The organism is Paenibacillus sp. FSL K6-0108, from assembly GCF_045040695.1.
In the GTDB taxonomy this organism is placed as follows: domain Bacteria; phylum Bacillota; class Bacilli; order Paenibacillales; family Paenibacillaceae; genus Paenibacillus; species Paenibacillus pabuli_B.
The window spans coordinates 553,623-576,968 of record NZ_CP150288.1; the positions used below are offsets into that span (position 1 = coordinate 553,623).

Annotated in this window: 24 protein-coding genes and 1 riboswitch; of the genes, 19 read left to right on the forward strand and 5 right to left on the reverse strand. The window is 48.4% G+C overall.

The annotated features are described in order from the left end of the window. The first annotated feature begins 114 nt into the window (after positions 1–114). The 7 genes from pstC to sdaAA all read left to right on the forward strand — a co-directional run bounded on the left by pstC (position 115) and on the right by sdaAA (position 6,333). Positions 115–1,023 carry a phosphate ABC transporter permease subunit PstC gene (pstC, locus tag MHB49_RS02745; RefSeq protein WP_405154932.1) on the forward strand — a complete coding sequence of 303 codons (909 nt, stop codon included), beginning with the start codon at positions 115–117 and terminating at the stop codon, positions 1,021–1,023. Between the two features lie 2 nt (positions 1,024–1,025). Then, entirely contained in the window at positions 1,026–1,913 is an 888-nt protein-coding gene (gene pstA, locus MHB49_RS02750) for a phosphate ABC transporter permease PstA (protein WP_247903000.1), read from the forward strand. Between the two features lie 12 nt (positions 1,914–1,925). Further along, positions 1,926–2,681 carry a phosphate ABC transporter ATP-binding protein PstB gene (pstB, locus tag MHB49_RS02755; protein WP_247900464.1) on the forward strand — a complete coding sequence of 252 codons (756 nt, stop codon included), beginning with the start codon at positions 1,926–1,928 and terminating at the stop codon, positions 2,679–2,681. 194 nt (positions 2,682–2,875) lie between these two features. Further along, positions 2,876–3,865 carry a phosphotransferase enzyme family protein gene (locus tag MHB49_RS02760; RefSeq protein WP_405154933.1) on the forward strand — a complete coding sequence of 330 codons (990 nt, stop codon included), beginning with the start codon at positions 2,876–2,878 and terminating at the stop codon, positions 3,863–3,865. Positions 3,866–3,868: 3 nt separating this feature from the next. Continuing rightward, positions 3,869–4,045, forward strand: a complete 177-nt coding sequence (locus MHB49_RS02765; RefSeq protein ID WP_247900466.1) for a hypothetical protein — start codon at positions 3,869–3,871, stop codon at positions 4,043–4,045. Between the two features lie 277 nt (positions 4,046–4,322). Then, a riboswitch (glycine riboswitch) is annotated at positions 4,323–4,446 on the forward strand. A gap of 257 nt (positions 4,447–4,703) precedes the next feature. Then, positions 4,704–5,393 carry an L-serine ammonia-lyase, iron-sulfur-dependent subunit beta gene (gene sdaAB / locus MHB49_RS02770; protein WP_405154934.1) on the forward strand — a complete coding sequence of 230 codons (690 nt, stop codon included), beginning with the start codon at positions 4,704–4,706 and terminating at the stop codon, positions 5,391–5,393. Further along, positions 5,383–6,333 carry an L-serine ammonia-lyase, iron-sulfur-dependent, subunit alpha gene (sdaAA, locus tag MHB49_RS02775; protein WP_405154935.1) on the forward strand — a complete coding sequence of 317 codons (951 nt, stop codon included), beginning with the start codon at positions 5,383–5,385 and terminating at the stop codon, positions 6,331–6,333. Before sdaAB ends, sdaAA begins: the two co-directional genes overlap by 11 nt. Before the next feature lie 365 nt (positions 6,334–6,698). On the opposite strand, the gene MHB49_RS02780 is transcribed toward sdaAA, so the two are convergent. Next, positions 6,699–8,450, reverse strand: coding sequence for an alpha-glycosidase (locus MHB49_RS02780; RefSeq protein WP_405154936.1), 1,752 nt, complete (start codon positions 8,448–8,450; stop codon positions 6,699–6,701). A gap of 217 nt (positions 8,451–8,667) precedes the next feature. Here MHB49_RS02780 and MHB49_RS02785 point away from each other — a divergent pair, with 217 nt between their 5' ends. The 6 genes from MHB49_RS02785 to MHB49_RS02810 all read left to right on the forward strand — a co-directional run bounded on the left by MHB49_RS02785 (position 8,668) and on the right by MHB49_RS02810 (position 16,330). After that, complete coding sequence (locus MHB49_RS02785) at positions 8,668–9,351, forward strand: response regulator transcription factor (protein ID WP_405154937.1); 684 nt, start codon at positions 8,668–8,670, stop codon at positions 9,349–9,351. A gap of 95 nt (positions 9,352–9,446) precedes the next feature. After that, a complete protein-coding gene (locus tag MHB49_RS02790) occupies positions 9,447–10,892 on the forward strand; it encodes a histidine kinase dimerization/phospho-acceptor domain-containing protein (RefSeq protein ID WP_405154938.1) in 1,446 nt (481 codons plus the stop codon). Positions 10,893–10,974: 82 nt separating this feature from the next. Continuing rightward, positions 10,975–11,889 (forward strand): ABC transporter ATP-binding protein, encoded by a 915-nt coding sequence (locus MHB49_RS02795; protein ID WP_405154939.1) that lies wholly within the window; start codon positions 10,975–10,977, stop codon positions 11,887–11,889. Further along, the gene (locus MHB49_RS02800) at positions 11,886–12,602 is read left to right on the forward strand and encodes an ABC transporter permease (RefSeq protein ID WP_405154940.1); all 717 of its coding nucleotides are present in this window, start codon (positions 11,886–11,888) and stop codon (positions 12,600–12,602) included. The genes MHB49_RS02795 and MHB49_RS02800 overlap by 4 nt, the downstream gene beginning before the upstream one ends. Position 12,603: 1 nt before the next feature. After that, the gene (locus MHB49_RS02805) at positions 12,604–13,338 is read left to right on the forward strand and encodes an ABC transporter permease (protein WP_405154941.1); all 735 of its coding nucleotides are present in this window, start codon (positions 12,604–12,606) and stop codon (positions 13,336–13,338) included. Positions 13,339–13,615: 277 nt separating this feature from the next. Then, complete coding sequence (locus MHB49_RS02810; RefSeq protein ID WP_405154942.1) at positions 13,616–16,330, forward strand: PAS domain S-box protein; 2,715 nt, start codon at positions 13,616–13,618, stop codon at positions 16,328–16,330. A 121-nt stretch (positions 16,331–16,451) separates the two neighbouring features. Here MHB49_RS02810 and MHB49_RS02815 read toward each other — a convergent pair whose 3' ends face one another. Together MHB49_RS02815 and MHB49_RS02820 are read right to left on the reverse strand one after the other, a co-directional pair. After that, the gene (locus MHB49_RS02815) at positions 16,452–17,405 is read right to left on the reverse strand and encodes an L-lactate dehydrogenase (RefSeq protein ID WP_405154943.1); all 954 of its coding nucleotides are present in this window, start codon (positions 17,403–17,405) and stop codon (positions 16,452–16,454) included. A 72-nt stretch (positions 17,406–17,477) separates the two neighbouring features. Beyond that, positions 17,478–17,645 (reverse strand): hypothetical protein, encoded by a 168-nt coding sequence (locus tag MHB49_RS02820; protein WP_405154944.1) that lies wholly within the window; start codon positions 17,643–17,645, stop codon positions 17,478–17,480. A 260-nt stretch (positions 17,646–17,905) separates the two neighbouring features. Here MHB49_RS02820 and MHB49_RS02825 point away from each other — a divergent pair, with 260 nt between their 5' ends. The 4 genes from MHB49_RS02825 to MHB49_RS02840 all read left to right on the forward strand — a co-directional run bounded on the left by MHB49_RS02825 (position 17,906) and on the right by MHB49_RS02840 (position 20,189). Then, positions 17,906–18,559, forward strand: a complete 654-nt coding sequence (locus tag MHB49_RS02825; RefSeq protein WP_405154945.1) for a hypothetical protein — start codon at positions 17,906–17,908, stop codon at positions 18,557–18,559. Between the two features lie 137 nt (positions 18,560–18,696). After that, positions 18,697–19,518, forward strand: a complete 822-nt coding sequence (locus MHB49_RS02830) for a serine/threonine protein kinase (RefSeq protein ID WP_405154946.1) — start codon at positions 18,697–18,699, stop codon at positions 19,516–19,518. A gap of 161 nt (positions 19,519–19,679) precedes the next feature. Beyond that, positions 19,680–19,928: a hypothetical protein gene (locus MHB49_RS02835; protein WP_247900479.1), complete on the forward strand. Its 249-nt coding sequence runs from the start codon at positions 19,680–19,682 to the stop codon at positions 19,926–19,928. Further along, positions 19,929–20,189 (forward strand): hypothetical protein, encoded by a 261-nt coding sequence (locus MHB49_RS02840; protein WP_405154947.1) that lies wholly within the window; start codon positions 19,929–19,931, stop codon positions 20,187–20,189. A 158-nt stretch (positions 20,190–20,347) separates the two neighbouring features. Here MHB49_RS02840 and MHB49_RS02845 read toward each other — a convergent pair whose 3' ends face one another. Further along, the gene (locus MHB49_RS02845; protein ID WP_247900481.1) at positions 20,348–20,524 is read right to left on the reverse strand and encodes a hypothetical protein; all 177 of its coding nucleotides are present in this window, start codon (positions 20,522–20,524) and stop codon (positions 20,348–20,350) included. A gap of 209 nt (positions 20,525–20,733) precedes the next feature. Between MHB49_RS02845 and map the strand changes: the two genes are divergently transcribed. Together map and MHB49_RS02855 are read left to right on the forward strand one after the other, a co-directional pair. After that, entirely contained in the window at positions 20,734–21,480 is a 747-nt protein-coding gene (gene map / locus MHB49_RS02850) for a type I methionyl aminopeptidase (RefSeq protein ID WP_247900482.1), read from the forward strand. A 175-nt stretch (positions 21,481–21,655) separates the two neighbouring features. Beyond that, on the forward strand, positions 21,656–22,669 hold the full coding sequence (locus MHB49_RS02855) for an NADP-dependent oxidoreductase (protein WP_405154948.1): 1,014 nt from the start codon (positions 21,656–21,658) through the stop codon (positions 22,667–22,669). A gap of 101 nt (positions 22,670–22,770) precedes the next feature. On the opposite strand, the gene MHB49_RS02860 is transcribed toward MHB49_RS02855, so the two are convergent. Beyond that, complete coding sequence (locus MHB49_RS02860; protein ID WP_247900484.1) at positions 22,771–23,256, reverse strand: CcdC family protein; 486 nt, start codon at positions 23,254–23,256, stop codon at positions 22,771–22,773. Between the last annotated feature and the right edge of the window lie 90 nt (positions 23,257–23,346).

Here is a 23,346-nt window from a genome sequence, read left to right on the forward strand (position 1 = left end):
GGCGGACCCAGGTCCTGCCTCTTTGCGCGGTTTGCTCTGGATTAATCCCATATTTTGCATGAATTCTACTATAGAAGGATGGTTGTTATGGAACAGACCGAAGGGGGAACGGTAATGAACAACAAGTTGAAACCGCGCCGGCCCTTAAGAGAGAAGCATTATTGGGAAGAGTGGACGGGACGGATCTATACGTCGATTTGTGTCGTTTTCCTGATCGTTGTCATGTTTTCCATCGTTTATTTTGTAGCGTCCAAAGGATTGTCGACCTTTTTCCAGAATGGCGTAAGTTTACGCGAATTTTTATCCGGAAAAACGTGGAACCCAACGGGGGAACCCGCTGCCTACGGAGCGTTGCCGTTCATTACTGGTTCATTCATAACAACATTGCTTGCAGCTCTGATTGCAAGTCCGCTTAGCTTGTGTGCAGCACTCTTCATGACCGAGATTGTACCAGGTAAAGGTAAAAAGATATTGCAACCTGCGATTGAGCTGCTGTCCGGTATTCCTTCCGTTGTATACGGGTTTATCGGTCTCAGTGTGATCGTTCCTTTATTGCGCAGCATGTTTGGCGGAGCCGGCGTCGGGATTGCAGCCGGATGTTTGGTTCTGTCTGTTATGATTTTGCCTACCGTAACAAGTATTATGGCAGATGCACTGTCTGCGCTGCCCAAAGGTCTGCGTGAATCGTCCTACGCATTGGGGGCAACTCGCTGGCAAACGATCTATCGTGTCATTATCCCGACGGTTCTTCCAGCTTTGCTGACAGGGATTGTACTTGGTATGGCTCGTGCATTTGGTGAAGCTCTTGCCGTACAGATGGTTATCGGTAATGCACCGCATGTACCGACATCCCTGCTCGAATCGGCTTCAACATTAACGAGTGTAATCACCCTGAGTATGGGTAACACTACCATGGGATCTGTTCATAATAATGCACTGTGGAGTATGGCGCTTGTCCTGCTGGTGATGACCTTTGTCTTCGTCATTCTGGTTCGCCTGCTTGAAAGGAGGAACCGGGCATGAAAATGAAGGCTAAAACGGTAGATAAAGTTGCCACATCCATTATCGTTGTTCTCGCCCTGTTCATTGTTGTTCTCTTGCTCGGTTTGCTTGGCTTCATTCTGGTACGCGGGATTGGCCAGATTAACTGGCACTTCCTGACCAGTGCACCACAGCTGCTCAAAGGTGGAGGCGGGATTGGCCCGCAATTATTCAACTCGATCTTCCTGCTTGTTCTGACCTTGATCATTACTATTCCGCTTGGATGGGGCGGCGGTATTTATATGGCCGAGTACGCCAAGCCAGGCCGAATTACAAGTTTTATTCGACTGGTTGTTGAGGTGTTATCCTCGTTCCCGTCTATCGTTATTGGTTTGTTCGGACTTTTGTTAATTGTTAATACATTTGGCCTCGGGTTCTCCCTGTTATCGGGTGCGATGGCCTTAGCCATATTCAATCTTCCGCTGATGGTGCGGACAACGGAGCAAGCGTTCCGGGCCGTTCCGAAAGAGCAGAAGGAAGCAGGTCTTGCACTGGGATTGTCCAAATGGAAAATTATCACCTCCATTCTGCTGCCTGTGGCATTGCCAAGCTTAATCACGGGTACGATCCTGGCATCGGGCCGGATCTTCGGTGAAGCAGCAGCCCTGATGTTCACGGCGGGTATGAGTAGTCCACCGCTGGACTTCACGGACTGGAATCCAACGAGTCCAAGATCGCCGATCAATCCATTGCGTCCGGCAGAGACCCTGGCCGTGCACATCTGGAAAGTAAACAGCGAAGGCATTGGCCCGGATTCCAAAGAAGTAGCAGCTGGTGCTTCAGCCGTGCTTGTAATTCTCGTACTGGCGTTCAATCTGAGTGCACGCTGGATCGGTCGGGTGGTTTACCGCCGCATGACAGCTTCGAAATAAGGAGGAACCAACATGGCCATACCTTTTGGTACGGAACAGTTAAGCATATATTATGGGCATTTTCAGGCCGTTAAACAGATCAGCCTGACGTTTCCCGAAGCCAGTGTAACGGCACTCATTGGACCATCCGGCTGTGGTAAATCCACGTTCCTGCGGTCGCTTAACCGGATGAACGACGAGATTGCCGGTTCCCGCACGGAGGGACATATCTGGATGGACGGCAATGACCTGAATGAGCCGGGCACAGACGTAATCAAGCTTCGCCAGAAGATTGGCATGGTATGGCAGAAGCCAAATCCTTTCCACAAGTCGATTTACAATAATATCGCGTTTGGCCCCCGCTACCGCGGTATCAAGAGCAAGAAGGCACTGGATGAAATTGTGGAAAAAAGCTTGCGTCGCGCTGCGCTCTGGGACGAAGTGAAGGACAGACTTAATGAGTCTGCCCTGGCTCTTTCGGGTGGACAACAGCAGCGGCTATGTATCGCCCGCGCCCTGTCGGTTGATCCGCAGATTCTGCTGCTCGATGAGCCGGCATCTGCGCTTGACCCGGTATCAACGGGTAAGGTGGAGGAGTTGATCTCGGAGCTCAAAAAGGAGCTGCGGATCGTGATTGTTACTCATAATATGCAGCAAGCGGCACGCATCTCGGATTATACGGCTTATTTTTATCTGGGAAGCATGGTTGAGCATGGGGATACGGAGCATATTTTCACCAACCCGGACAACCGTCTGACTCAGGAATATATTATGGGACGTTTCGGTTAATTTTAAAGAGTTAGAAGGAAGCATAACATCCGGGCGAGGTTGTTCGGGGGTTATGCTTTTTTATATCACCAACGGTGGGATAGTTTGCCATAATTTAAATAATCATGCTACGATATTCTTAAACACTGCCATCTTTCATTGGACAAGAGAAGGAGATGTGGATCATAACTACGCATAAGATATCGCATGACACTATGGCAACTGAAATTATCTCGCATTATTCCATAGTAAAGCCTTCGGTTTCCTTTATCCGACATAATGAAAACCTAACGTATCAGGTGGTTGATGAATCAACCGGACAGAAGTACCTGTTGCGTATACATAAAGCTGCTTTTGCAAGCATGACTGGCATCCAGCATACACGACCTGCACTTGAAGCAGAGATGAATTTACTTCATGAATTACGAGCTACCAGTCCATTGCGGGTGCAGACACCAGTACGCAATACATCGGAAGAGTGGGTCTCCGTCTTGTTGGACGAGACCGGGGAAGAGATTTGTTGTACCGTTCTGGAGTGGATTGAGGGCAGAGATATCAAGCAAGGAGAACGTCTGACAACAGCAGAGATTCATGATTCGGGCGTGCAGTTACAGATATTGCACCAATATGGACGACGACCTGAGGGACCCCCCAAACCGCAGGCACAAGAAGGAGTACGACCAGCCTACGGCTCGATCAAAGAGAATCTTGTCATGCTGGAGCAATTGGAGGAAGGCGTTCGACGTGGCATCTTTACTCCTGAAGATTTCGATCTGATCCGTGAAACGTTTAAGAACATTAACGGGCAACTGGAAACGTACCCTCGCACTGCCGAGACATGGGGGGTAATACACGGAGATATTACCCGCGGCAATCTGCTAGTGACGGATCAGGGCATATCCATGATTGATTTTTGTTTATACGGTTATGGCTACTATCTGTTTGATGCCGGAGGTGCAGCTCTTATTTTCAATCGGGAGGAACGGGATGTCTTCCTATCGGGTTATACGGAGCATACAGGACCACTGACGAAGCGTGATATTCGGTTAATGGAAGGATTCATGCTAATCTTTACGTTTGGCTATTTCGCATTTCAGATGGAGAATGAATCCAGGTACGAATGGATGAGAGAGCGAATGCCTCTTATATGCAGCAAATTTTGCAAACCATATCTACAGAATGAGAGTATCTTCTATGAGTTATAATTAGTGATTTCGATTTTGATTGCAGGGGTAGTGGCAGAGCAGTTGTCGCTTCGCATGGTATATACGGTTGTATCTGGCGTTATGGTGTTTGCGGCGTTGGGATTGTGGGTGACAGGCGGAGATGAGGTACTTTCCAGTATAATGGTTGCCAAAATACCCGAACGATTCGGTGGAAAATGACATAGATCATATTAAGCGCATATAAAAGGCAGAGATAGCTAATAGAAAAACAAAAAAAATGTATGCGCTTTCTTAATGGAACACATTAACACTTTCATGTGATAAAAGTTTACAATTTATTTATTTTCCTTGTGATTAAATGGAATTAGGCAAATATTCACAACGAAATCGTTAAGTTTGTTGACACTGATCTTCCGGTCGATTAATCTTAATGAGAAAGTATTCAAAACTTCAATTATCGTTCTGGTACAAGATCAGGATGGTTCCATACAGCGAATGATAGCGAGCGGGAGAGACCTGGGCATGTCGAGTACAATGGCAGCTGTCGGGCACCGAAGGAGCAAGCTGCTGCGCACCCGGCGCAGCGGTTAATCTCTCAGGTAAAAGTACCATCGTTGGACGCAACTCTGGAGAGTGCGCGAACTGCGCCACCCAAGGGGTATATGGTCAAGCCGCACGGTGTGCAGGGTGACATCACCTGTGAATACAGGAATGCATCGATTCGCCGCGCTTCTGATCATGAAACTCTCAGGTATCGAGGACAGAGAGAGGGCCTAGGGCCTTCTTCTGTCCTTTTCTTATGTCATCATTCAGTAATAAAGGAACATTATGGGTGTACGTCTGGATGAAAATGACGATTATAAATGGAGGGTTTACGATGCGTTTTAAAGACGTTTTTTCAATTATTGGTCCGTCCATGACAGGTCCATCAAGTTCACATACGGCTGGAGCGGCAAGATTGGGGCGAATTGCCCGTCAGTGGCTGGGATGTACGCCTGAACGCGCCCGTTTAACGCTGTACGGCTCGTTTGCTGATACGTATCAGGGGCATGGTACGGATCTTGCGTTGATCGGTGGCTTGCTTGATTATGTGACTGATGATCCACGTATACCGGATGCAGAACAATATGCAGAGGAAGCGGGTATGGAGGTAGAGTTTTTCACAAGCGGCTTGCCTGCCCCTCATCCCAACACGGTGAAGATTGAGCTGTGGCACGGAGGCCGTCAATGTTCACTAATTGGTGCTTCCATTGGTGGTGGTAGTGTATCTGTGCATGCATTGAATGATTTCCGTGTACAGATCAGCGGAGAGTTCCCCACACTTGTACTGCGACATTCGGACAAAGCAGGGGTGCTCGCTTCCGTAACCTCCACAATCAGTTCGTCCGGGGTGAACATCGGGTACATGCAAGTGGATCGGAAAGCCCGAGATGGTGAAGCGCTGACAGCGATGGAGATGGATGGTGTGCCGAATCCAGAGACGTTGAAACGTCTGCGGTCGCTGGATCATATGCTGGACATTCGTGTGATTGATTTGAAGAGAGGGGTCGAGCCGGATGCGGTTTAAACATCTACATGAACTGAATACCATCTGTACAGCAGAGTCCAAAACCATTGCCGAGCTGATGATCGAAGAGCAGGTTCAGGAGACGAATACCCCGGAAGCGGATGTTGTGCGTCAGATGTCGGACTACTATCAGGTGATGAAAGAAGCTGTACACAAAGGGTTGACAGAAGATACGACATCACGCAGCGGCTTGACTGGCGGGGACGGCAAAAAAATGGCTGAGTACATTCGCAAAGGCGAGACTTGTTCTGGAGATGCCTCTGCACTAGCCATGGCGTATGCCCTTTGTGTATCGGAAGTGAATGCCTCCATGGGCCGGATCGTTGCGACACCGACAGCCGGTTCTTGCGGCATCATTCCAGGTGTGTTTATCAGCTCCCAGGAGCGTTTCGGCTGGAGTGACGAGCATCTGGTGAACGGTCTGTTCTGTGCGGGTGCGATTGGTTATGTTATTGCCAACAATTCATTTATCTCTGGTGCCGAGGGTGGCTGCCAGGCTGAAGTGGGTTCTGCCATCGGTATGGCAGCTGGGGCCATGGTGGAGCTGCGTGGAGGGACGCCGGAGCAAGTAGTCCATGCAGTTGGCCTCGCGTTAAAAAATACACTGGGCCTTATCTGCGATCCTGTAGCAGGCCTCGTGGAAATTCCGTGCATCGTCCGTAACGGACTGGGTGCCGTTACCGCGCTCGCTGCGGCGGATATGGCGCTGGCCGGGGTACGAAGTGCCATTCCGTCTGACGAAGTCATTGACGTCATGCTGGAAGTGGGTAGTGCGATGCCGAGCAGGCACCGTGAAACGGCCCAAGGCGGACTTGCCCAAACACCGACAGGACGGAAAATGATGGAGAAGCTTGCTAAACCGAAGGCAAAGCGTGCAGAGCCTGAGCTGGAGCGGGAGGAGCAATCCGGGTCAACGGACACGGAACCTCAGTCAGAGTAGCGCCGAAATCGGTAACGATGAACCGGATTTTATAGCAAGGAAACGGAGGGGTGTCCCATAAGTCATGAAAATGACGGGGGCAGCCTTTTTTCTCGTTAATTTGTTTCCAAGGAACCTCGGGTTCCCTAGATCCGTTAACCCGCTCGATCTCTTGCTTGCAATCTGCCTAAATAGGCAGCAATGACGGAAAAACGCAAAAGAGACAAAGCGGGATGAACGGATATGCTCCAGTTCAACCTCTACCTCGTCTCTTTTGCGTGGATCAATATGATTGCTCCTCATCGTTTGCTTTTGTAAGTGCTATTAAGACAGCCCTGTGACGCTCGTATGGTCTTCGGAAGTGGGTCCCGAACGATCCGGGATCATTATACGTCTGTGCTGAGTACAACATACCCGTATGCGGGCAGCTCAACGGCCAGGATTCCCTCTTCCTTGGCTGTACGATAATTCTCGCCAAATAACTCCGTCCATTCCCCGGCACCCGCCTCCAGCTCGACGATCGCTGTTTCTTCCGAACGATTGAACAGGATCAGAATGCGCTCCTCATCATCCTGCCGTTCCATCACAAGCTGGCTTCCGCCTTCACGGGCCTGCAGGAATCGAATACTGCCTTCTGCACGCAGGGCTGGATGGGCATGTCGAAGTGCAATCAGCTTTTGATAAAAGGAGAACAGCTCGCGATCCTGCTTCGTCTCATCCCACTCCATACATTTCCGACAACCGGGATCATGATCCCCGTCCAGCCCAATCTCGTCCCCGTAATAGATGCACGGGGCACCCATATAACTGAATTGGAACAGTGCGGCCAGTTTCATCTTCCGCTGATCACCCTCACATAAGGTGAGCAGCCGTGGTGTATCGTGGCTGTCCAGCAGATTGAACGCCACTTCGCTGGCTTGCAGCGGATAGCGGGACAGCTGTCGACCGATGGAGTTCGCGAATTGCTCGGCGTGCATGACATCTTTTACAAAAAAGTTATTCACGGCTTCCGTAAATGGATAATTCATCGAGGCGTCGAACTGATCGCCTTGCAGCCAGGAGGAGGACTCATTCCATACCTCACCCAAGATATAGGCATCCGGGTTCGCAGCTTTGACCACCCTGCGGAAATCTTGCCAGAATGCATTATCCACTTCATCCGCAACATCCAGCCGCCAGCCATCCGTCCCTACTTCTTTAATCCAGTACTCGGCAACCTCCAGCAGATATGCCTTTACTTCAGGGTTTTCCGTGTTCAGCTTTGGCATGTGGGCTTCGAACCCGAATGTTTCATACGTAGGAATGCCGTCCTTCACATCCAGCGGGAATTCATGCACATGGAACCAGTCCTTGTATTTGGACTTCTCGCCGTTCTTTTGTACATCGACAAATGGTGCAAACGTCTTCCCGGAATGATTGAATACCGCATCCAGCAGCACCCGGATTCCGCGTGCATGGCACAGTTCGACAAGCTGTTTGACTGTATCTGCATCACCAAAGTGCCGATCTACTCGCAGATAATCTTCGGTATCGTATTTATGATTGGTCGTTGCCTCGAAGATCGGTGTGAAATAAATGGCGTTAATGCCCAACTCTTCAAGGTAATCCAGATGGTCGATGACACCCTGGAGATCACCGCCGAAGAAGTTAAACGGGGTCGGCTCACCACCCCACGGTTCCACATGTTCTGGATCGAGGTCCGGGTTGCCATTGGCGAATCGTTCAGGGAAGATCTGATAGAAAATCGCATCCTTCACCCACGCAGGCGGTGTAAATACAGCTCCGGGATGGATATATGGAAATTGGAACATGTAACCAGGATCGTTGGGTTCATGGGCCTGGAAATCCGTTTCGGTCATCCAGATCTGTTCTGTGTCACTTTTCAGCAGGAAGGAGTACTTCAGACGATGATACGGAGGTTTTACTTGTCCCTCATAATAATCGAACATGGAATCGGATGTATATTTGGTTAAAGGAACCAGCTCTTTGGTGCGATTCCAGGCGTATTTATCCCCAGTCAGGGCGTGTACCTCGGTGAGATCATTCTTTTTGGCACGCAGACGCAGACGAATGGTATCCTTATCGTAGGCGTAGGCCCAATTCCGTTTGGGTTGATGATAGATGGCTTCCAGCAGCATGTTGAATTTCCTCCCGTCGTATACACATGTATGATGTGAGCAAGTCGCACCATTCGATGCAGAATTATGCGCAGCGGATGATTAAGGTATAATTTAAAATAAAAAGACATCAATGATTGTGTGATCATCATTCGTCCATTTTATACAAACCAGATATTTCATTATGTTTCAAATATATAATTAACCCAAAGGGTACAGAAAGGAAACGAATACACGCATGAAAACGAAACTGTTATACATTGAAGACGATACCGAAATTGCCACATGGGTCAGGGCCGACTTGGAGGAGCGTGGATATGAGGTGCTGTGGCTCGGAAGTGGTGAGGGTGCGACTGAATCTGTGGGAAGCTGCTCGTTGGTTATTCTGGATGTCATGCTGCCGGGACTGGATGGCTTTACGGTAGGACAGCGACTCAAAAAGGAACATCCTGAAGTACCCATTGTCATGCTTTCGGCCAGAACGTCCATTGACGACAAGCTGCATGGGCTTGATTTTGCCGACGATTATGTAACCAAGCCTTTCCATCCCGATGAACTTGCCGCACGGATTGAAGTCCAGCTTCGGAAGGCAGGAACTGCGATCTCGCCTGATCACGTGGTAAAAGTGGATCACTTGTCCATCTACGAGAAGGACCACCGGATCGTGAATGAGGAGACGGGGGAAGAAATTATTTTATCGGGCAAACAATTTCATATCTTTGCCTACTTGCTTAGGCATATGGGTATGATACGAACCAAGGAACAGATCTACGAAGCCGTTTGGAACGAATCTTACCTCGACGGAGACAAGACATTAATGGTACATATTCGGCATCTGCGCGAGAAGCTGGAGCGTGATCCGGCGAACCCGACCATCATACAAACCGTTCGCGGTGTCGGGTATCGTGTGAAGAAGCCATGAGCAAAAAAAAGATGATGCGTGATCCATCCGATAGGAGTAGGGGAGTGAAACGTAGCTTTCCACGCAAACGGAAAATGCGTTTTGGAAGGACCCTGATGTCCCGGTATATTCTCTTGATATTGGCAGCGGTTTTGTTTGTCCCGGTTGTTCTTCCGATTACATCCATCATCTATGTTGTGGTGGTGAACAATACAAATACAGAGAATATTGCACCTTACGGAGATAGCACTAAAATCACCAACCTTTGGACCCGGGAATCGGAGAAGCTGGATGGGGCGACTTCTGAAAAAATCAATCAGCGTATGGAACAGCTGCACCGCAAATATCCCAAATCTTCGATGTACCGTGTGGATCAAAACGGTGAAACGGCATTTATTCTCGGTGGAGAGGACGTTGATGTATCGGAATCCACCGTGGATGGAACAAGGATGACAACATTGAAGTGGACGCTGAATCATCAGAGAACAGAGACCCAGATTCCTGCGATATGGAATGCCAACACTACCTTGGAATTTATGAAGGAAGCGTCCTATCGTGATCCGCTAACGGTGGTTTCTTTTGTAGGGGGAGATCGCGAAGACAAGGGACAAGGCTTTATGGTGATTGAGGTCCCAAGGTATCTTTTGCAAAAGCCGCAGAACAACTGGCCTATGGAACTTTTGTATTTGGGTGGACTGATGATGATCATCTTCCTGTTATTTATCATCATGTCGATCCTGTTCTTTGCGCGAATTCGCAAGCGGCTCATCCGGCTTCAGACGGCGATGGTTACTCCGGGCAAGGAAGGTATTCCGCTTCCTGTGGACATTCGCAGATCGGACGAGATTGGGCAGCTGGAGGAATCGTTCAACGAAATGGTGCATCAGTTGACAGACAGCCGTCACCGGGAACGAGAAGAAGAGCAGCTTCGCAAACGTCTTGTTGCGGGACTGTCACATGATCTGCGTACACCGCTGACTGTCATTCGTGGACATATGCATTCTCTTCACAAAGAACCACTAAGCAGAGATGCGGATACTTCATTGCGTCGGATGGAAGCCAAGATGGATGACTTGAGCGGACTGATTGATAACATGTTATCGTACAATCTGCTCACCAGCGGAAAATATACATTGAAGCTGGAACAGAAGGACGTCCTGCGAATCGTCAGGGAAACGGCAGCGGCCTGGTATCCCGTATGGGAGAAAGAACAGTTTGAGATTGATATCGATCTCCCGGAAGAGCCGTTGTTCTGGCAGGTCGATGAGCAGGGATTTCGTCGTGTTCTCGATAACCTGTTTCAGAATGTCATCCGTCATGCCGTGAGTGGGAAATATATTGGTATATCGACAGAGCAAATCCAAGGGGAGAGGGCTCTTGTTATTCGGGATAAGGGTCCTGGACTACAGGAAGATTCGGATACCAAGGGAACAGGTCTGGGGTTATCCATCGTGGATCTGCTGATTCGTGAAATGGGACTGCGGAAGATGGTACACAGCTCAGGTGATGGATTGCAGGTGTGTCTTTACAGTGGTGGGGAAGTTGGAAAACCAAGGCCCTAACCTTTTTTAAACTAAACTTAAACTTCAGCCGACTTCAGCTTTAACCTTGGAAGGTTACGATGATATCCGAGGTGATTAAACAGTGAGTAATAACATTATTCAAACCGCTAACTTATGGAAAACATACCGGGACCGTGCGGCGGTCCGTGAACTTGATCTGCATATTAAAAAGGGAGATATCTACGGCTTCCTTGGTCCCAACGGCGCTGGTAAAACAACAACCATTCGTATGCTCCTTGGCTTAATTAAGCCGACTAAAGGTGTCATCCGTATTTTCGACAAAGATATCCGCAAGGATCGCATGGACATTCTGCGACGTGTAGGTTCGCTGGTGGAATATCCGTCTTATTATGGACATCTGAACGCGGTGGAGAATCTGGAAACCTTGCGCCGGATACTGGATGTCCCCAAATCGAGGATTGCCGAAGTGCTCTCCATCGTGGATTTAACCCGGGATGCCAAGCGTTCCGTAAAAGGTTACTCGCTTGGTATGAAACAGCGGCTGGGGATTGCAAGTGCCCTGTTGGGCCAGCCGGAGCTGCTGATTTTGGACGAACCGACAAACGGACTTGATCCGGCGGGCATTCAGGAGATTCGGGAGCTCATTAAACGCATGCCGCTGGAACATGGCATCACCGTACTGGTGTCGAGTCACTTGCTGAGTGAAGTGGAACAGATGGCGAGCCGAGTTGGCATTATCCGTGAGGGGAAGATGGTCCTTCAAGATACAATCGCCAATCTGCATAGCCAGACGGGCAGTTCCATTCGACTGACGGTATCCGAACCGGAAGAAGCAATGAAGCTGGCAAGGGAGCAGGGGCAATTCGGTCAACGTGAAGGAGCCGCGCTCACGTTCCCGTATATGGATAATAGCGCGATTGCATTGCTGGTTCGCCGATTGGTTGAGCAGGATCACGCGGTCTATCGTGTGGAAGAGCACCGTCAATCCCTGGAAGACTTGTTCATGCGAGCCATCGGTGAGGGGGCAACGCTATGACGGGCCGTGCGTTATCGTCCGACTGGCTCAAAATTCGTGGGAAAGGTATTTGGTTCCTCGTTTTCTTGGCCCCCATTGGACTGACGGCCATGCAAGCTTTGAATTTCGGGCTTCGTTTGGACTATCTGAAAGAACAGTATGGGGGTCATCTGTGGGAGAGTTTGCTGGATAATGTGGTTGTTTTTGTACCGCTTGCCTTGATGCTGGGGGCGACGATTCTCAGTTCGATGATCGCAAATGTTGAACATGAACAGGGATCTTGGAAGCAATTGCTGGCGATGCCAATCCCAAGACCTGCGGTGTACCTGGCCAAATTCCTGCTCGCTTGTATGCTGCTCATCGTCTCCTGTTTGTTATTAACAGCGGGAATTATTGGTCTGGGACTGGTGCTTGGATTCAACGCAGGTGAGATTCCCTGGATACATGCAATTAAACTGGGTTTACTGCCGCTGGCTGGCGCACTTCCGGTGTTATCGCTGGAGCTATGGCTTACAATGGTAAACAAAAATCAGGCTCTTCCCGTCACGCTTGGCATTGTCCTCGCAGTAATGGGCATGTTTGCACTAAGTATCTCACCGTACTTTCCGCTTGCATGGGCACAGATGGCTTGGGCCAGCCCAACACCATTCGTGTTTGTCGGTTTGGGCGTAGGTTCGGGTCTCCTGATCATGCTGCTGGGGATGGTGCACTTTAGCCGGAAGGATGTGGCCTAAGATGAGTTTTGCAACGACTTATCTCCGAATCCTATCCTCTGAGCGACTCAAAATGGGCAAATCACCTGTATGGCTTCTGATTCTGCTTAGTCCGTTGATCGCACTGCTTATCGGGCTGCTATCCACACCATCAGGTCAATGGAATGTGCTTATGGGCACGATGGTCTTTCTACACGGTTTGTTATTGCTGCCCATCCTGACCGGCGTATTTACGTCTTTCGTCTGTCGTTTCGAGCATGCGGGGGGAGGCTGGAAGCAAATGCTGGTGCTTCCGCTTACCCGTACGGGCGTATATGCAGGCAAACTGACCATCGTGATTTTACTTTTGGCAGGCACACAATTGCTGCTGCTGGGGTCCATCCTGCTGGCAGGTACGATCCAGGGCATGACGGATCCCATCCCTTGGGGATTCCTTACGGGTAAGCTGTTGCTGGGGCTATTCGCTTGTTTGCCGCTCGCGGCTCTCCAAATGTTCGTTTCCTTGGTATGGAGCAGCTTTGCCGCACCGCTTGCATTGAACTTTGCGTTGACCGTACCGAACATTCTGATCGTGAATTCGGCCACCTATGGTCCATATTATCCTTGGGCGCAGCCCATGATTCTAATGACACCGATCGAAGGTGGGGGTTTCGGAGCGTACAATGTTCCACTTGGGACCATGCTGGCAGTAGTCGGGGGTAGTGCAATTCTTTTCATTTTAATCGGAGTTTTATATTTTAGAAAAAAAGAAATCTAATCACAAAATATTACAATTAATTATGTGATGAATTCCTTTTGAGCAAACATAGACCTCAGTTATTGACGGTCTATGTCGCTTAAAGGGGATTTTTTTGTCGTTTATATATGGTTTTGGTGAAGAGATTGGTAAGCAAATTTGAACTGGAATCTGGTAAAATAAAAAAAGCTGTTTCTAGGAAGGCTTACATGGTTATTCGAGGGTAGGCCCATTTCGCCGAGGGTTATATTTTTTGGATGTTAGATGAAGATATAGGCTAAGAAAAGAGGGGTAAGCCTTGGATATTAATAAAACGGAAACCCTGAAGCGCATTATTTCTGAGGGAAGTTCTTACCAATCATTGTTTTTTAATCACCCGGATGCCATATATGTGATGGACATCCATGGAAATTATATTGATGCCAATCCCTCAATTGAGAGGATTTCAGGGTATACATTTGAAGAACTGCGTCAATTGGATCGAAATAGGATTTGCCCTCCCGAGAGCGAGGAATCGCGTAAAGAATATATTCGTGAGGTGCTGGCTGGACATTCCGTCAGTAATTCAATCACGTTTTATCATAGAGACGGTTCTCTGAAACAGGCCGAGATTACCTATGTCCCCATAACGGAAAAAGAAGAGATTGTGGGGATATACGGTATTGCTCGGGATGTAACCGAGATCGTAGAAGTGGAACGTAAATTGCATGAAACGCAGGAGAAATATCAGATGCTGGCTGACCATGCTCAGGATCTAATCACAACGAGTTCGATGGACGGCAAGCTGTTGTACGTTTCCCCTTCCGTCTATTCGCTGCTTGGATATCATCCGGAAGAGGTGACAGGAAAGTTCCTGAAGGATTATTGTTACCCTGGGGATTACCCTGAACTTCTGGAAATGTCATCGAGTGGGAATGGCTGTAAGATGCGGGTGCTTCATAAGAAGGGGCACTACATTTGGATGGAAACACTGGCAAAGCCTGTGGCCGGAGAAGAGGGCAAGAATACTCAGATTGTAAGCATCAGCCGGGATATTACCCAGCATAAAAATGCAGAAAGACGTCTTAGGGAAAGTCGTCAACGATACAAATCTCTGTTTGAACATAATCCGGCAGCAGTATACTCGCTGAATCTCGAAGGCAAATATACGGCAGTGAACCGCAATCTGGTCAAAATGCTGGATGTGCCTCGAAGCAAGTTGATCGGGCAGTCTTTTCTTTTGCATCTGGATAAAAGTGAAGTGCATGGCGGGCAGGCATATTTTGAGTTGGTGAAACAAGGTAAACCTCAACACTATGAATCACGGATCGTGAATTCCAGCGGCAGGAAGGTCGATGTGGCTATTATTAACGTTCCCATCATTGTGGATCAGGAACTTGTGGGTGTGTATGGAATTCTGTCTGATATTACAGAGCGTAAGGACTATACGGAGCAGATTCAGGAGCTTAGCAAACAGCATGCCCTGATTCTTAACACGGTTACAGAGGGCATCTATGGATTGGATGCAGATGGCATCACCCGATTTATGAATCCGGCTGCTGCTTCCATGTTTGGCTACGAAGCGGAAGAGTTTGTTGGCAAAAGCTCGCATCCGATCATTCATCATTCGCGTGCAGACGGCAGCTATTTTCCGAAAAATGAATGTCCTATTCATATGACGATTATGGACGGCCAGCGTCGTACTGTGAAGGAGGATGTGTTCTGGCGCAAGGACGGAACCAGCTTTCTGGTGGAATACCAGGTTACACCGATTATTGATGAGGGTCAGATTCGCGGCGCCGTTATCGTATTCAATGATGTGACTGGTGATCGCGAAATCGTACGCGCCAAGGAAACAGCTGAACTCGCGGCACAGGCCAAGTCGGAATTCTTGTCCATGGTCAGTCATGAAATTCGCACACCGATGAATGGCATTGTAGGCATGACTGAATTGCTGATTGGCACGGATTTATCGGAGGAACAGCGAGAATACGCCGAGATCATTCGTGAGAGCGGCGATGCCCTGTTGAATATCCTCAATGACATTCTTGATTTCAGTAAATTGGAATCCGGGAAAATGGCTTTGGCCTATGAGCCGTTCTCGCTGCGCATCATGTTGGAACAGGTTGCGGAGCTATTCTCTTCTAAAGCGGAAGAGAAGCAGTTGAAAATCCGATATCGACTCAATCCCGACATTCCTGAGTTTATGGTGGGTGATGCGATGCGTATTCGGCAAATTCTCGTCAATCTGGTGAGCAATGCCTTGAAGTTTACGGATCAGGGCAGTATTGATGTTACGGTGGATATTATTCGCGGCAGTAGACCGGAAGCAAGTGTGCTGGACTTTGCGGTGAAGGATACAGGGATTGGTATTCCTGAAGATAAGCTGGATCAGCTGTTCCAGTCGTTCTCTCAACTGCATCCTGTGATTAACCGCAAATATGGCGGGACAGGTCTTGGATTGGTCATTTCGAAGCGACTTGTGGAGATTATGGGTGGCAGTATCAGTGTGGAAAGTGAAGATGGAAAGGGATCAATCTTCCGCTTCGCAGTGCCTGCCACAAGTGTATATGCGACTGCAGAGGCAGAGCAATCTGCCCGTCAATTCAGCCATGATCGGACACGCCAAGGTGATAAAGTAGCAATGCGAATCTTGGTGGCTGAGGACCATCCGGTAAACCGAAAGATTTTGACAGAATATCTGGAAAAGCTTGGTTACCAAGCGGATGTATGCACCAATGGGGTAGAAGCGATTGAGGCTATTTCACAAAATGCCTATGATATTGTCCTGATGGATCTGCAGATGCCTGTTATGGATGGACTCAAAGCGACAGACCTTGTACACCGCTTAATTCCGCAGGAACGCATTCCGGCGATCATAGCGGTAACCGGAAATGCCAAACGTGAAGACAAGGAAGCTTGTTTGGAGATTGGCATGCGTGACTTCATCAGCAAACCAGTCATGCTGAGTGAATTAAAGCGGGTATTGCAGCAATGGGGGCCAGCGGATGAACAGCAGCTTGCACCAAGCTAAGCGGTTGTCTGGTCTCATAAACGACAAACTCAAATACACTCATGACGATCCTTAAGAGGAGGTCATGAGTGTATTTGTGTTGCATGATACTCGGTCACGAACTCTTCGAATAAACCGATCGTCAAACGAGGGTGAGACGATTAATGCTGCCTGACAAAACTTCACAGGAGCGCTCGAATTTCTCGCGTTCAGATGCATCCAGATTCAATTCAATAATCTCCTGAATACCGTTTCCGCCAATAATGGCCGGGACGCCAGCACAGACGTTGCTCTGTCCATACTCTCCATCAAGGACCGCGGACACGGCAATAATCTTGTGTTCATCGTTGAGAATGGAACGGGTAATATGTGCGAGTGCGTTACCGATTCCGAATTGGGTGGAACCTTTACGAGTGAAAATTTCCCAACCGGCATCTTTCGTTTTACGAGCAATATCTTCCAGGTCCAGATGTTTGAAACGTTCTTTGTGCTGCTCCATAATGTGCATAATCGGTTTGCCTCCGATGGTAACATGCGACCATGCCACAAACTGGGATTCTCCGTGCTCCCCGAGAGCATATCCGTGCACGCTGCGTGGATCGATGGAGAAGACCTCAGACAACAGTGTTTTGAGCCGGGAGGAATCAATAGAGGTACCTGTACCGATGACTCGTGCACGAGGAAGACCAGACAGCTTCCATACCATATAAGTTACTATGTCAACCGGATTGGCCGCGATGACAAAAATCCCCCGAAATCCGCTATTCATGATAGGAACAACGATATCTTTGGCAATGGACTCTGCTTCCTCCAGAATATCCAGGCGTGTCTGCCCTGGCTTTGGATTCGCTCCGGCTGTCAGGACAATGACGTCCATGCTGCCGCAATCTGCATAAGTACCAGCGTACACCTTCGTGCGATTATGTGTGAAGTCCATGCAATGGGAAAAATCCAGTGCCTGCGCAACCGCACGGTCATACGTCCGGTCAACCATCATAATTTCTCTGCATATCGATTGATTAATCATGGAATACGCACAACTTGAACCGACCAGCCCCGCCCCGATCACCGCTACTTTACCTGATTTGCCTAACACTGCCGTTCAGCCCCCATTTACATTTGATTTATCCGTTCATAACGAGACTTATGTTAAGTATAGTCCTTTATTTTATGCCAACAACTGCTTCCACGTTACATAAGATAACACATGGAAAAGCTGCGCAGCAATGAATCCCTCTGTCGCGGGAGCGTATTGGAGTGATGGAGTTAACAAAATTGACATCAGTAATTCATCTTCATAAAAAGTGACGGCGTTTGCATCAACGAATTTCGACATGACAGCATTCACACTCATTGTCGGATGAAGGGTTATTTTTACGAATGAGGCAACTGACAAAAGTTCTTATGAATCCGCAGAAACAGAAGAAAAGCGCCAAAGGGATCTGCAAAGAGACTGACGAATACATACGGACAAGCAAATGAAACATGCGTACTTGATCCATGAGACAGGTTGACCCGATCCGATGACAGTTCCAGAAGGGAACGCTGAAGCCACTACCTTGTATCAAAAAGACTTCATTCCGGGAGGGAATAATAATGATTGAAGAAGCAGGAGCAACGACGGAAACGGCCAAGAGCCTGGGCATTGGTGCCAGTACTCTTCGTAAATATGCGGCAGCACTTGAGGAACAGGGATATCGATTCGAGCGTGCCGCCAACAAATCCAGATTGTTCAAGTCGGACGATGTTGAGTGCATCGAACGTCTGATGACAGAACTTAGGGAACATAACCTGCCGCTTGCAGATGCTGTGGTGACCGTACTGGCTCCAGATGTGCCTGCGATGGTAATGGAGGATGCTTCGGAGACCGAATGTGCAGCAACAGTGATGCCCGTTATATTTCCGGAGGGCCCTGAACCGACTGGAGCCCTAAGATCTTATGAGGGTTTGGGACAACTGGTGAGTGAAGTGACATACGGTGCTGTTGGACAGCAGGATGATCAGGTTCAACTGCTGCAGCATCGGGTGGACGAATTGGAGTTAACACTGCAGCATCTGGCGGATACCCATCTTGCTCTCCAGGAACAGATGGAGAAGCAGCGCCTGTGGATGAATGAGAAGCTGGAAGAGGAGCGGGATCGTGAACTGGTCACCAATCTGCGCAGCTTTCAGGGCAGAAAACGCAAATCGAAAGGAACATCGCTCCGAATGCTGTTTGGGCTGCTGCCCAAAAAGCACAAAGAAGCCTAAGGCCCTGATCCAGGCTCGTCGTGATTTTACACAGGCAGCTTGATATAATGAGCCCATACAACAACAAGACTGGCTGCTGATCTGCTCTGCATAAATGGGGAACAGGGAGAGATCAGATCGCTGGCGTGGGAGGACCTGTGGAGCTGCGACGGAGCTGGCAAAGACTGCTCGGCCTATGGACGGATCGTCCCCGGCGGAAAGGTACAAAGATCGCCGGGCGTTATACGATATATGATTTGCTTGGTATGGGAAGCTATGGACTGACATACCTGTGTACCGATGAACAGACTGGTAAGGATGTCGCGTTAAAAGAATCCAAACCCAGCAAGGGCAAACTCGCTGTACGGTTGCTGGACAGGGAGGCGGATGTGATGAATCGGATGGATCACCCGGCCATCCCTGAGCTGCTGGATGTGTTCACATACCGGGGGCGTAGTTACATTGTCACCGAGTATATCCTTGGGGAGACACTGGAACAGTGCATATTCGAGCAAGACAGCAAATATACGGAACAAGAATGTCTGGAGTTGGTAAGGCAATTGCTGGCTCCTATAATACATGTCCATGAGCAGGGATATATTCATGGGGATGTGCGTATTCCGAACGTCATTTTACGTAACGGGCAGGTGCATTTGATTGATTTTGGCCTGGCACGGCGCATGGGGGAGCCGTTGTTGCCTGAGCTAAAACGCCGGATGCGTGAATGGCCCGAGCCTGAAGATGAACTGGCTGCACCTGACCAGGATTTGCAGGATCTTGGTCATTTTCTTTTGTTCATGCTGTATTCCGCTTACGAGCCGGAGAAGGGCCGCAAACCGGCCAGTTGGCAGGAGGAGCTCAAGCTCACGCCAGAAGTTCGCGATATGCTGGAACGACTGCTTGGACTTCGTCCAGGTTATGCAGGCGGGGCGCTGGAATTACAGGCGGATATTGAGCGTGTGCTGATGAATTTGGGATGAAATAAGGCTCTATAGGTGACATATATTTGATATCCATGACCTCTTGGTATATATCTACAGGGGTCTTTTTCCTTTATTATAAGAAGTGCATAACGTATCAAAACAGAGGGTTGAATGATATAATGGATATGAATTATACGTTAAAGGAGGCGATTCCTCTTATGTTAAAAAAACTGGAAGGCGATAATGCGGAATTATTCAAAACATGGTTTCATAGCAAGAAAGATACCATTGTAGATATCGAAGGGAAGCATTATTTAATCAAGCCACTGGAAAACGTGGTACAGGAAGAAATAGAAAGCGACATGGAGCTCAAATCTTTAATTTTACAAGCCAAAAAGGATATTTCTGTAGGTAGGGTCTGCTCTACAGATGATATAATTGATGCAATTGAAAAAGGAACACTATAGATGTTAATCCAGTGGACTCCTTCAGCAAGACAAGGGCTCGCTCAAATTGGAAGTATTCATTTTACACAGGAAGAGACTAAGCTTTATAAGATTGAACTGGTTCGTAAAATTGAGATGAAAGTGGCTGTCATGGCTGAATCCATGCCGGCTCAAGAACCATCATGGCAAGGGACTTACCGGATTTTGGTTGATAAATTTAAAGTGTATTACTCATTTTCTTTGGACAAGAGAACGTGTTACATTGAGGCATTAAGGCATTAAGGCATCAACATCAACAAATTGATACATAATAAAGAAAAAATAAGGGGTGTTTTGCTGACCGTGAAGACGGCCGGCAGAACACCCCTTTCAATACATATATCTGATTTAACGCAGTCTAGCCGATAATAACATTTCTGTTTGTGAATTAGCAGCTTGGCTTAGCTGGAGCTGTATTTTCTGCTTTTATAATAACCGGAGCCGTGGCGGCTATCCCGGTGTTTTGCATCCGAGGATGAATATCGTCGGTAGCTGCGTTTGCCTGAAGAGCTGCTATATCGTTTGCGGTGCGAAGAGGATTTGGAATCCAAAAGTTTGCCTAACATTTTCCTGAGCATGAGGTTTCCCTCCTTTCGACTTCAAGCCGTTTTAAGCATATACGGGGCTCTGTTGAAGCGGGTTTCGGATTTTTTGAGAGGAAGTGTATTCATTGGACAGGAGCTAGGCGTATAATAGGATGTTGAGGAAATTGCGGAATTTTTTATTTTGAGCATTTCGCGTTACAATAGAAGACAGGATGAGATTTTAACGGACAGGAGTAGTTGTAATGATTACGTTGAAGACCAAAGAACAAATAGAAAATATGAAAAAGGCTGGAGAAATTCTTGCCGCATGCCATAGAGAAATCGCAGGAATGATTCGTCCAGGAATCACGACACAGGAAATAGATCAGTTTGCAGAAGCTTTTATGAAGAAAAATGGCGCTACACCGGAACAAAAGGGATACAACGGGTACCAATATGCGACATGTGCGTCGGTTAATGATGTGATCTGTCATGGATTTCCGGGAAAATATGTACTGCAGGATGGTGACATCGTTACGATTGATATGGTTGTGAACCTGAATGGCTGGCTGGCCGACTCCGCGTGGTCGTATGCGGTGGGTCAGGTGACTCCAGAAGCACAGCATCTATTGGACGTCACTAAAACATCTCTCTATAAAGGAATTGAACTGGCTGTCATCGGCAACCGGATCGGTGATATCTCCCATGCAATTCAGACGTATGCAGAAGGTGAAGGTCTATCGGTTGTTCGTGAATTTATCGGTCACGGAATCGGCGAGAAGATGCATGAGGAACCCCAGGTGCCTCACTATGGCCCGCCGCACCGTGGTCCACGTCTCAAGGAAGGCATGGTTATTACGATTGAACCGATGCTGAACATTGGTACGTACCGCAGCAAGCTGGATTCGGATGGCTGGACGGCACGTACTCAGGATGGAAGCCTGTCTGCTCAATATGAGCATACGATTGCCATTACAGCCGATGGTCCGGTCATTCTGACTGCTCAATAATGACTCCCAATGTCTCCAAACGGGATGATATTTGCATATTTCAAGGCGGCCCACGTTTGTGATCCGCCTGTTTCGGTTTAAACTATTTAGAGACGATACACATAGAGCCGGTGGTGAATGATATCAGCTGACAGAGGTTTAACTCTGGTCCACTGGCAAGAAGGAGGTCATTTTGGTGTCTGAAAATAAACAGATCGTACTTGCGTCACGTCCAGAAGGTGCCCCATCCAGAGAAGACTTTAAATTCATTGATGCACCGATTCCTGAACCGGATGCAGGACAAGTTCTGGTACGTACGCTATATCTGTCTGTAGACCCGTACATGCGGGGTCGCATGAAAGATACGAAATCCTATGCTCCCCCCTATGCATTGAATGAAGTGATCAAGGGCGGAACGATTGGGCAGGTGGTGGAATCCTCGGAACCCAATCTGCGCAAAGGCGATCTGGTATCCGGAACGTGGGGTTGGCAGCAGTATGCAGCCGTAAATACGGGAGACATTTCCCTGATTGATACAGAAGAGGCTCCAATTACGGCATACCTGGGTGCACTTGGCATGACGGGTCTGACTGCTTATTTTGGCATGGAGGATATCGGCAAACCGAAGGATGGCGAAACGGTGGTTGTATCGGGAGCAGCCGGAGCGGTAGGCATGATTGCGGGGCAGATCGCCAAGATTGTAGGTGCGCGTGTAATTGGGATTGCAGGTTCTGACGATAAATGCGCTTATCTGAAAGAAAAACTAGGATTCGACGTGGTATTGAACTATAAGCATGAAGAGGATATGTCTTCTGCCATTGAACGGGCCTGTCCTTCCGGGGTAGACGTTTATTTCGATAACGTTGGTGGTGAAATCTCTGATGCAGTACTGCGCCATATTAATCGAAATGCACGTATTCCGCTCTGTGGACAGATTTCGTCCTATAATCTGGAGAAACCGGATATCGGCATGCGTCCGCAGACGTTACTGTTGACCAATACGGCGTTGATGAAAGGCTTCCTGGTGGGTGACTATGCCAAATCCTTCAAGGAAGGCCGAGCTAAACTGGCGAAATGGATCAAGGAAGGCCATATTCAGTATGAAGAGAACATTGTGGAAGGTTTTGACCGGACACCGGAAGCATTTATGGGCCTCTTCTCTGGAGATAACCTGGGCAAACAGCTCGTAAAGGTTGCGGACCCTGAATAAATACAAATCGCTAGAACATATGCCAGAACAGGAAAAGACACGTTCCGCACGATGAAGTGCACAGAACGTGTCTTTTTGGTTGTTAGCATGTGGCCATGTTGCTAGGCTTCGGCGGCGACAACTTCCTTGTAGTGTTTGTACATATATACCCGCCAGCGTACGATCATGCCAAAGGCCAGCAGGAAGAACAAGCCACCCGTTTGAGGAATGCTCACATAACGCTGAATGACTTCATGCAGGATTAGGCGTATTGCCAGCAATCCAAGCAGAATGAACGCGAAGCTCCGTGAACGCGTGGCGAAAATTTCCTCGTTAACTCGTTCAAAGCGAGTACTGCGAATGAGGGGATACGAGAATATAAACCAGCCCACCAACAGCGCGATCAGTGCCCATAGAAGCGGAACATGTGTCTCGGGTACAACAAACATAAGAAATCCTGTACTCATTCCCAACGGGGGAATAAGGATTTTGCGAATGGTTACCGGACGGTGGCTGGCTTTCATTCGAATAAAAATGGCAAGCAGGGCCATGATGAGCATACCCACAGTTGCACCGATCTGAAGGTAAGACGGACTGATTTGAGCCACGTAAAACTCCCTCTTTCTGGAATAATATGTTATCCGGACATCCGGAACATGATGCGAATTACCGGAATTTGCTGTTCCTATTATATCACA

Coding starts and splice junctions, on each gene's coding strand:
- pstC (WP_405154932.1), top strand. CDS start 115: ATGAACAACAAGTTGAAACCGCGCCGGCCCTTAAGAGAGAAGCATTAT.
- pstA (WP_247903000.1), top strand. CDS start 1,026: ATGAAGGCTAAAACGGTAGATAAAGTTGCCACATCCATTATCGTTGTT.
- pstB (WP_247900464.1), top strand. CDS start 1,926: ATGGCCATACCTTTTGGTACGGAACAGTTAAGCATATATTATGGGCAT.
- MHB49_RS02760 (WP_405154933.1), top strand. CDS start 2,876: ATGGCAACTGAAATTATCTCGCATTATTCCATAGTAAAGCCTTCGGTT.
- sdaAB (WP_405154934.1), top strand. CDS start 4,704: ATGCGTTTTAAAGACGTTTTTTCAATTATTGGTCCGTCCATGACAGGT.
- sdaAA (WP_405154935.1), top strand. CDS start 5,383: ATGCGGTTTAAACATCTACATGAACTGAATACCATCTGTACAGCAGAG.
- MHB49_RS02780 (WP_405154936.1), bottom strand. CDS start 8,450: ATGCTGCTGGAAGCCATCTATCATCAACCCAAACGGAATTGGGCCTAC.
- MHB49_RS02785 (WP_405154937.1), top strand. CDS start 8,668: ATGAAAACGAAACTGTTATACATTGAAGACGATACCGAAATTGCCACA.
- MHB49_RS02790 (WP_405154938.1), top strand. CDS start 9,447: ATGTCCCGGTATATTCTCTTGATATTGGCAGCGGTTTTGTTTGTCCCG.
- MHB49_RS02800 (WP_405154940.1), top strand. CDS start 11,886: ATGACGGGCCGTGCGTTATCGTCCGACTGGCTCAAAATTCGTGGGAAA.
- MHB49_RS02805 (WP_405154941.1), top strand. CDS start 12,604: ATGAGTTTTGCAACGACTTATCTCCGAATCCTATCCTCTGAGCGACTC.
- MHB49_RS02820 (WP_405154944.1), bottom strand. CDS start 17,645: ATGTCGAAATTCGTTGATGCAAACGCCGTCACTTTTTATGAAGATGAA.
- MHB49_RS02825 (WP_405154945.1), top strand. CDS start 17,906: ATGATTGAAGAAGCAGGAGCAACGACGGAAACGGCCAAGAGCCTGGGC.
- MHB49_RS02835 (WP_247900479.1), top strand. CDS start 19,680: ATGTTAAAAAAACTGGAAGGCGATAATGCGGAATTATTCAAAACATGG.
- MHB49_RS02840 (WP_405154947.1), top strand. CDS start 19,929: ATGTTAATCCAGTGGACTCCTTCAGCAAGACAAGGGCTCGCTCAAATT.
- MHB49_RS02845 (WP_247900481.1), bottom strand. CDS start 20,524: ATGCTCAGGAAAATGTTAGGCAAACTTTTGGATTCCAAATCCTCTTCG.
- map (WP_247900482.1), top strand. CDS start 20,734: ATGATTACGTTGAAGACCAAAGAACAAATAGAAAATATGAAAAAGGCT.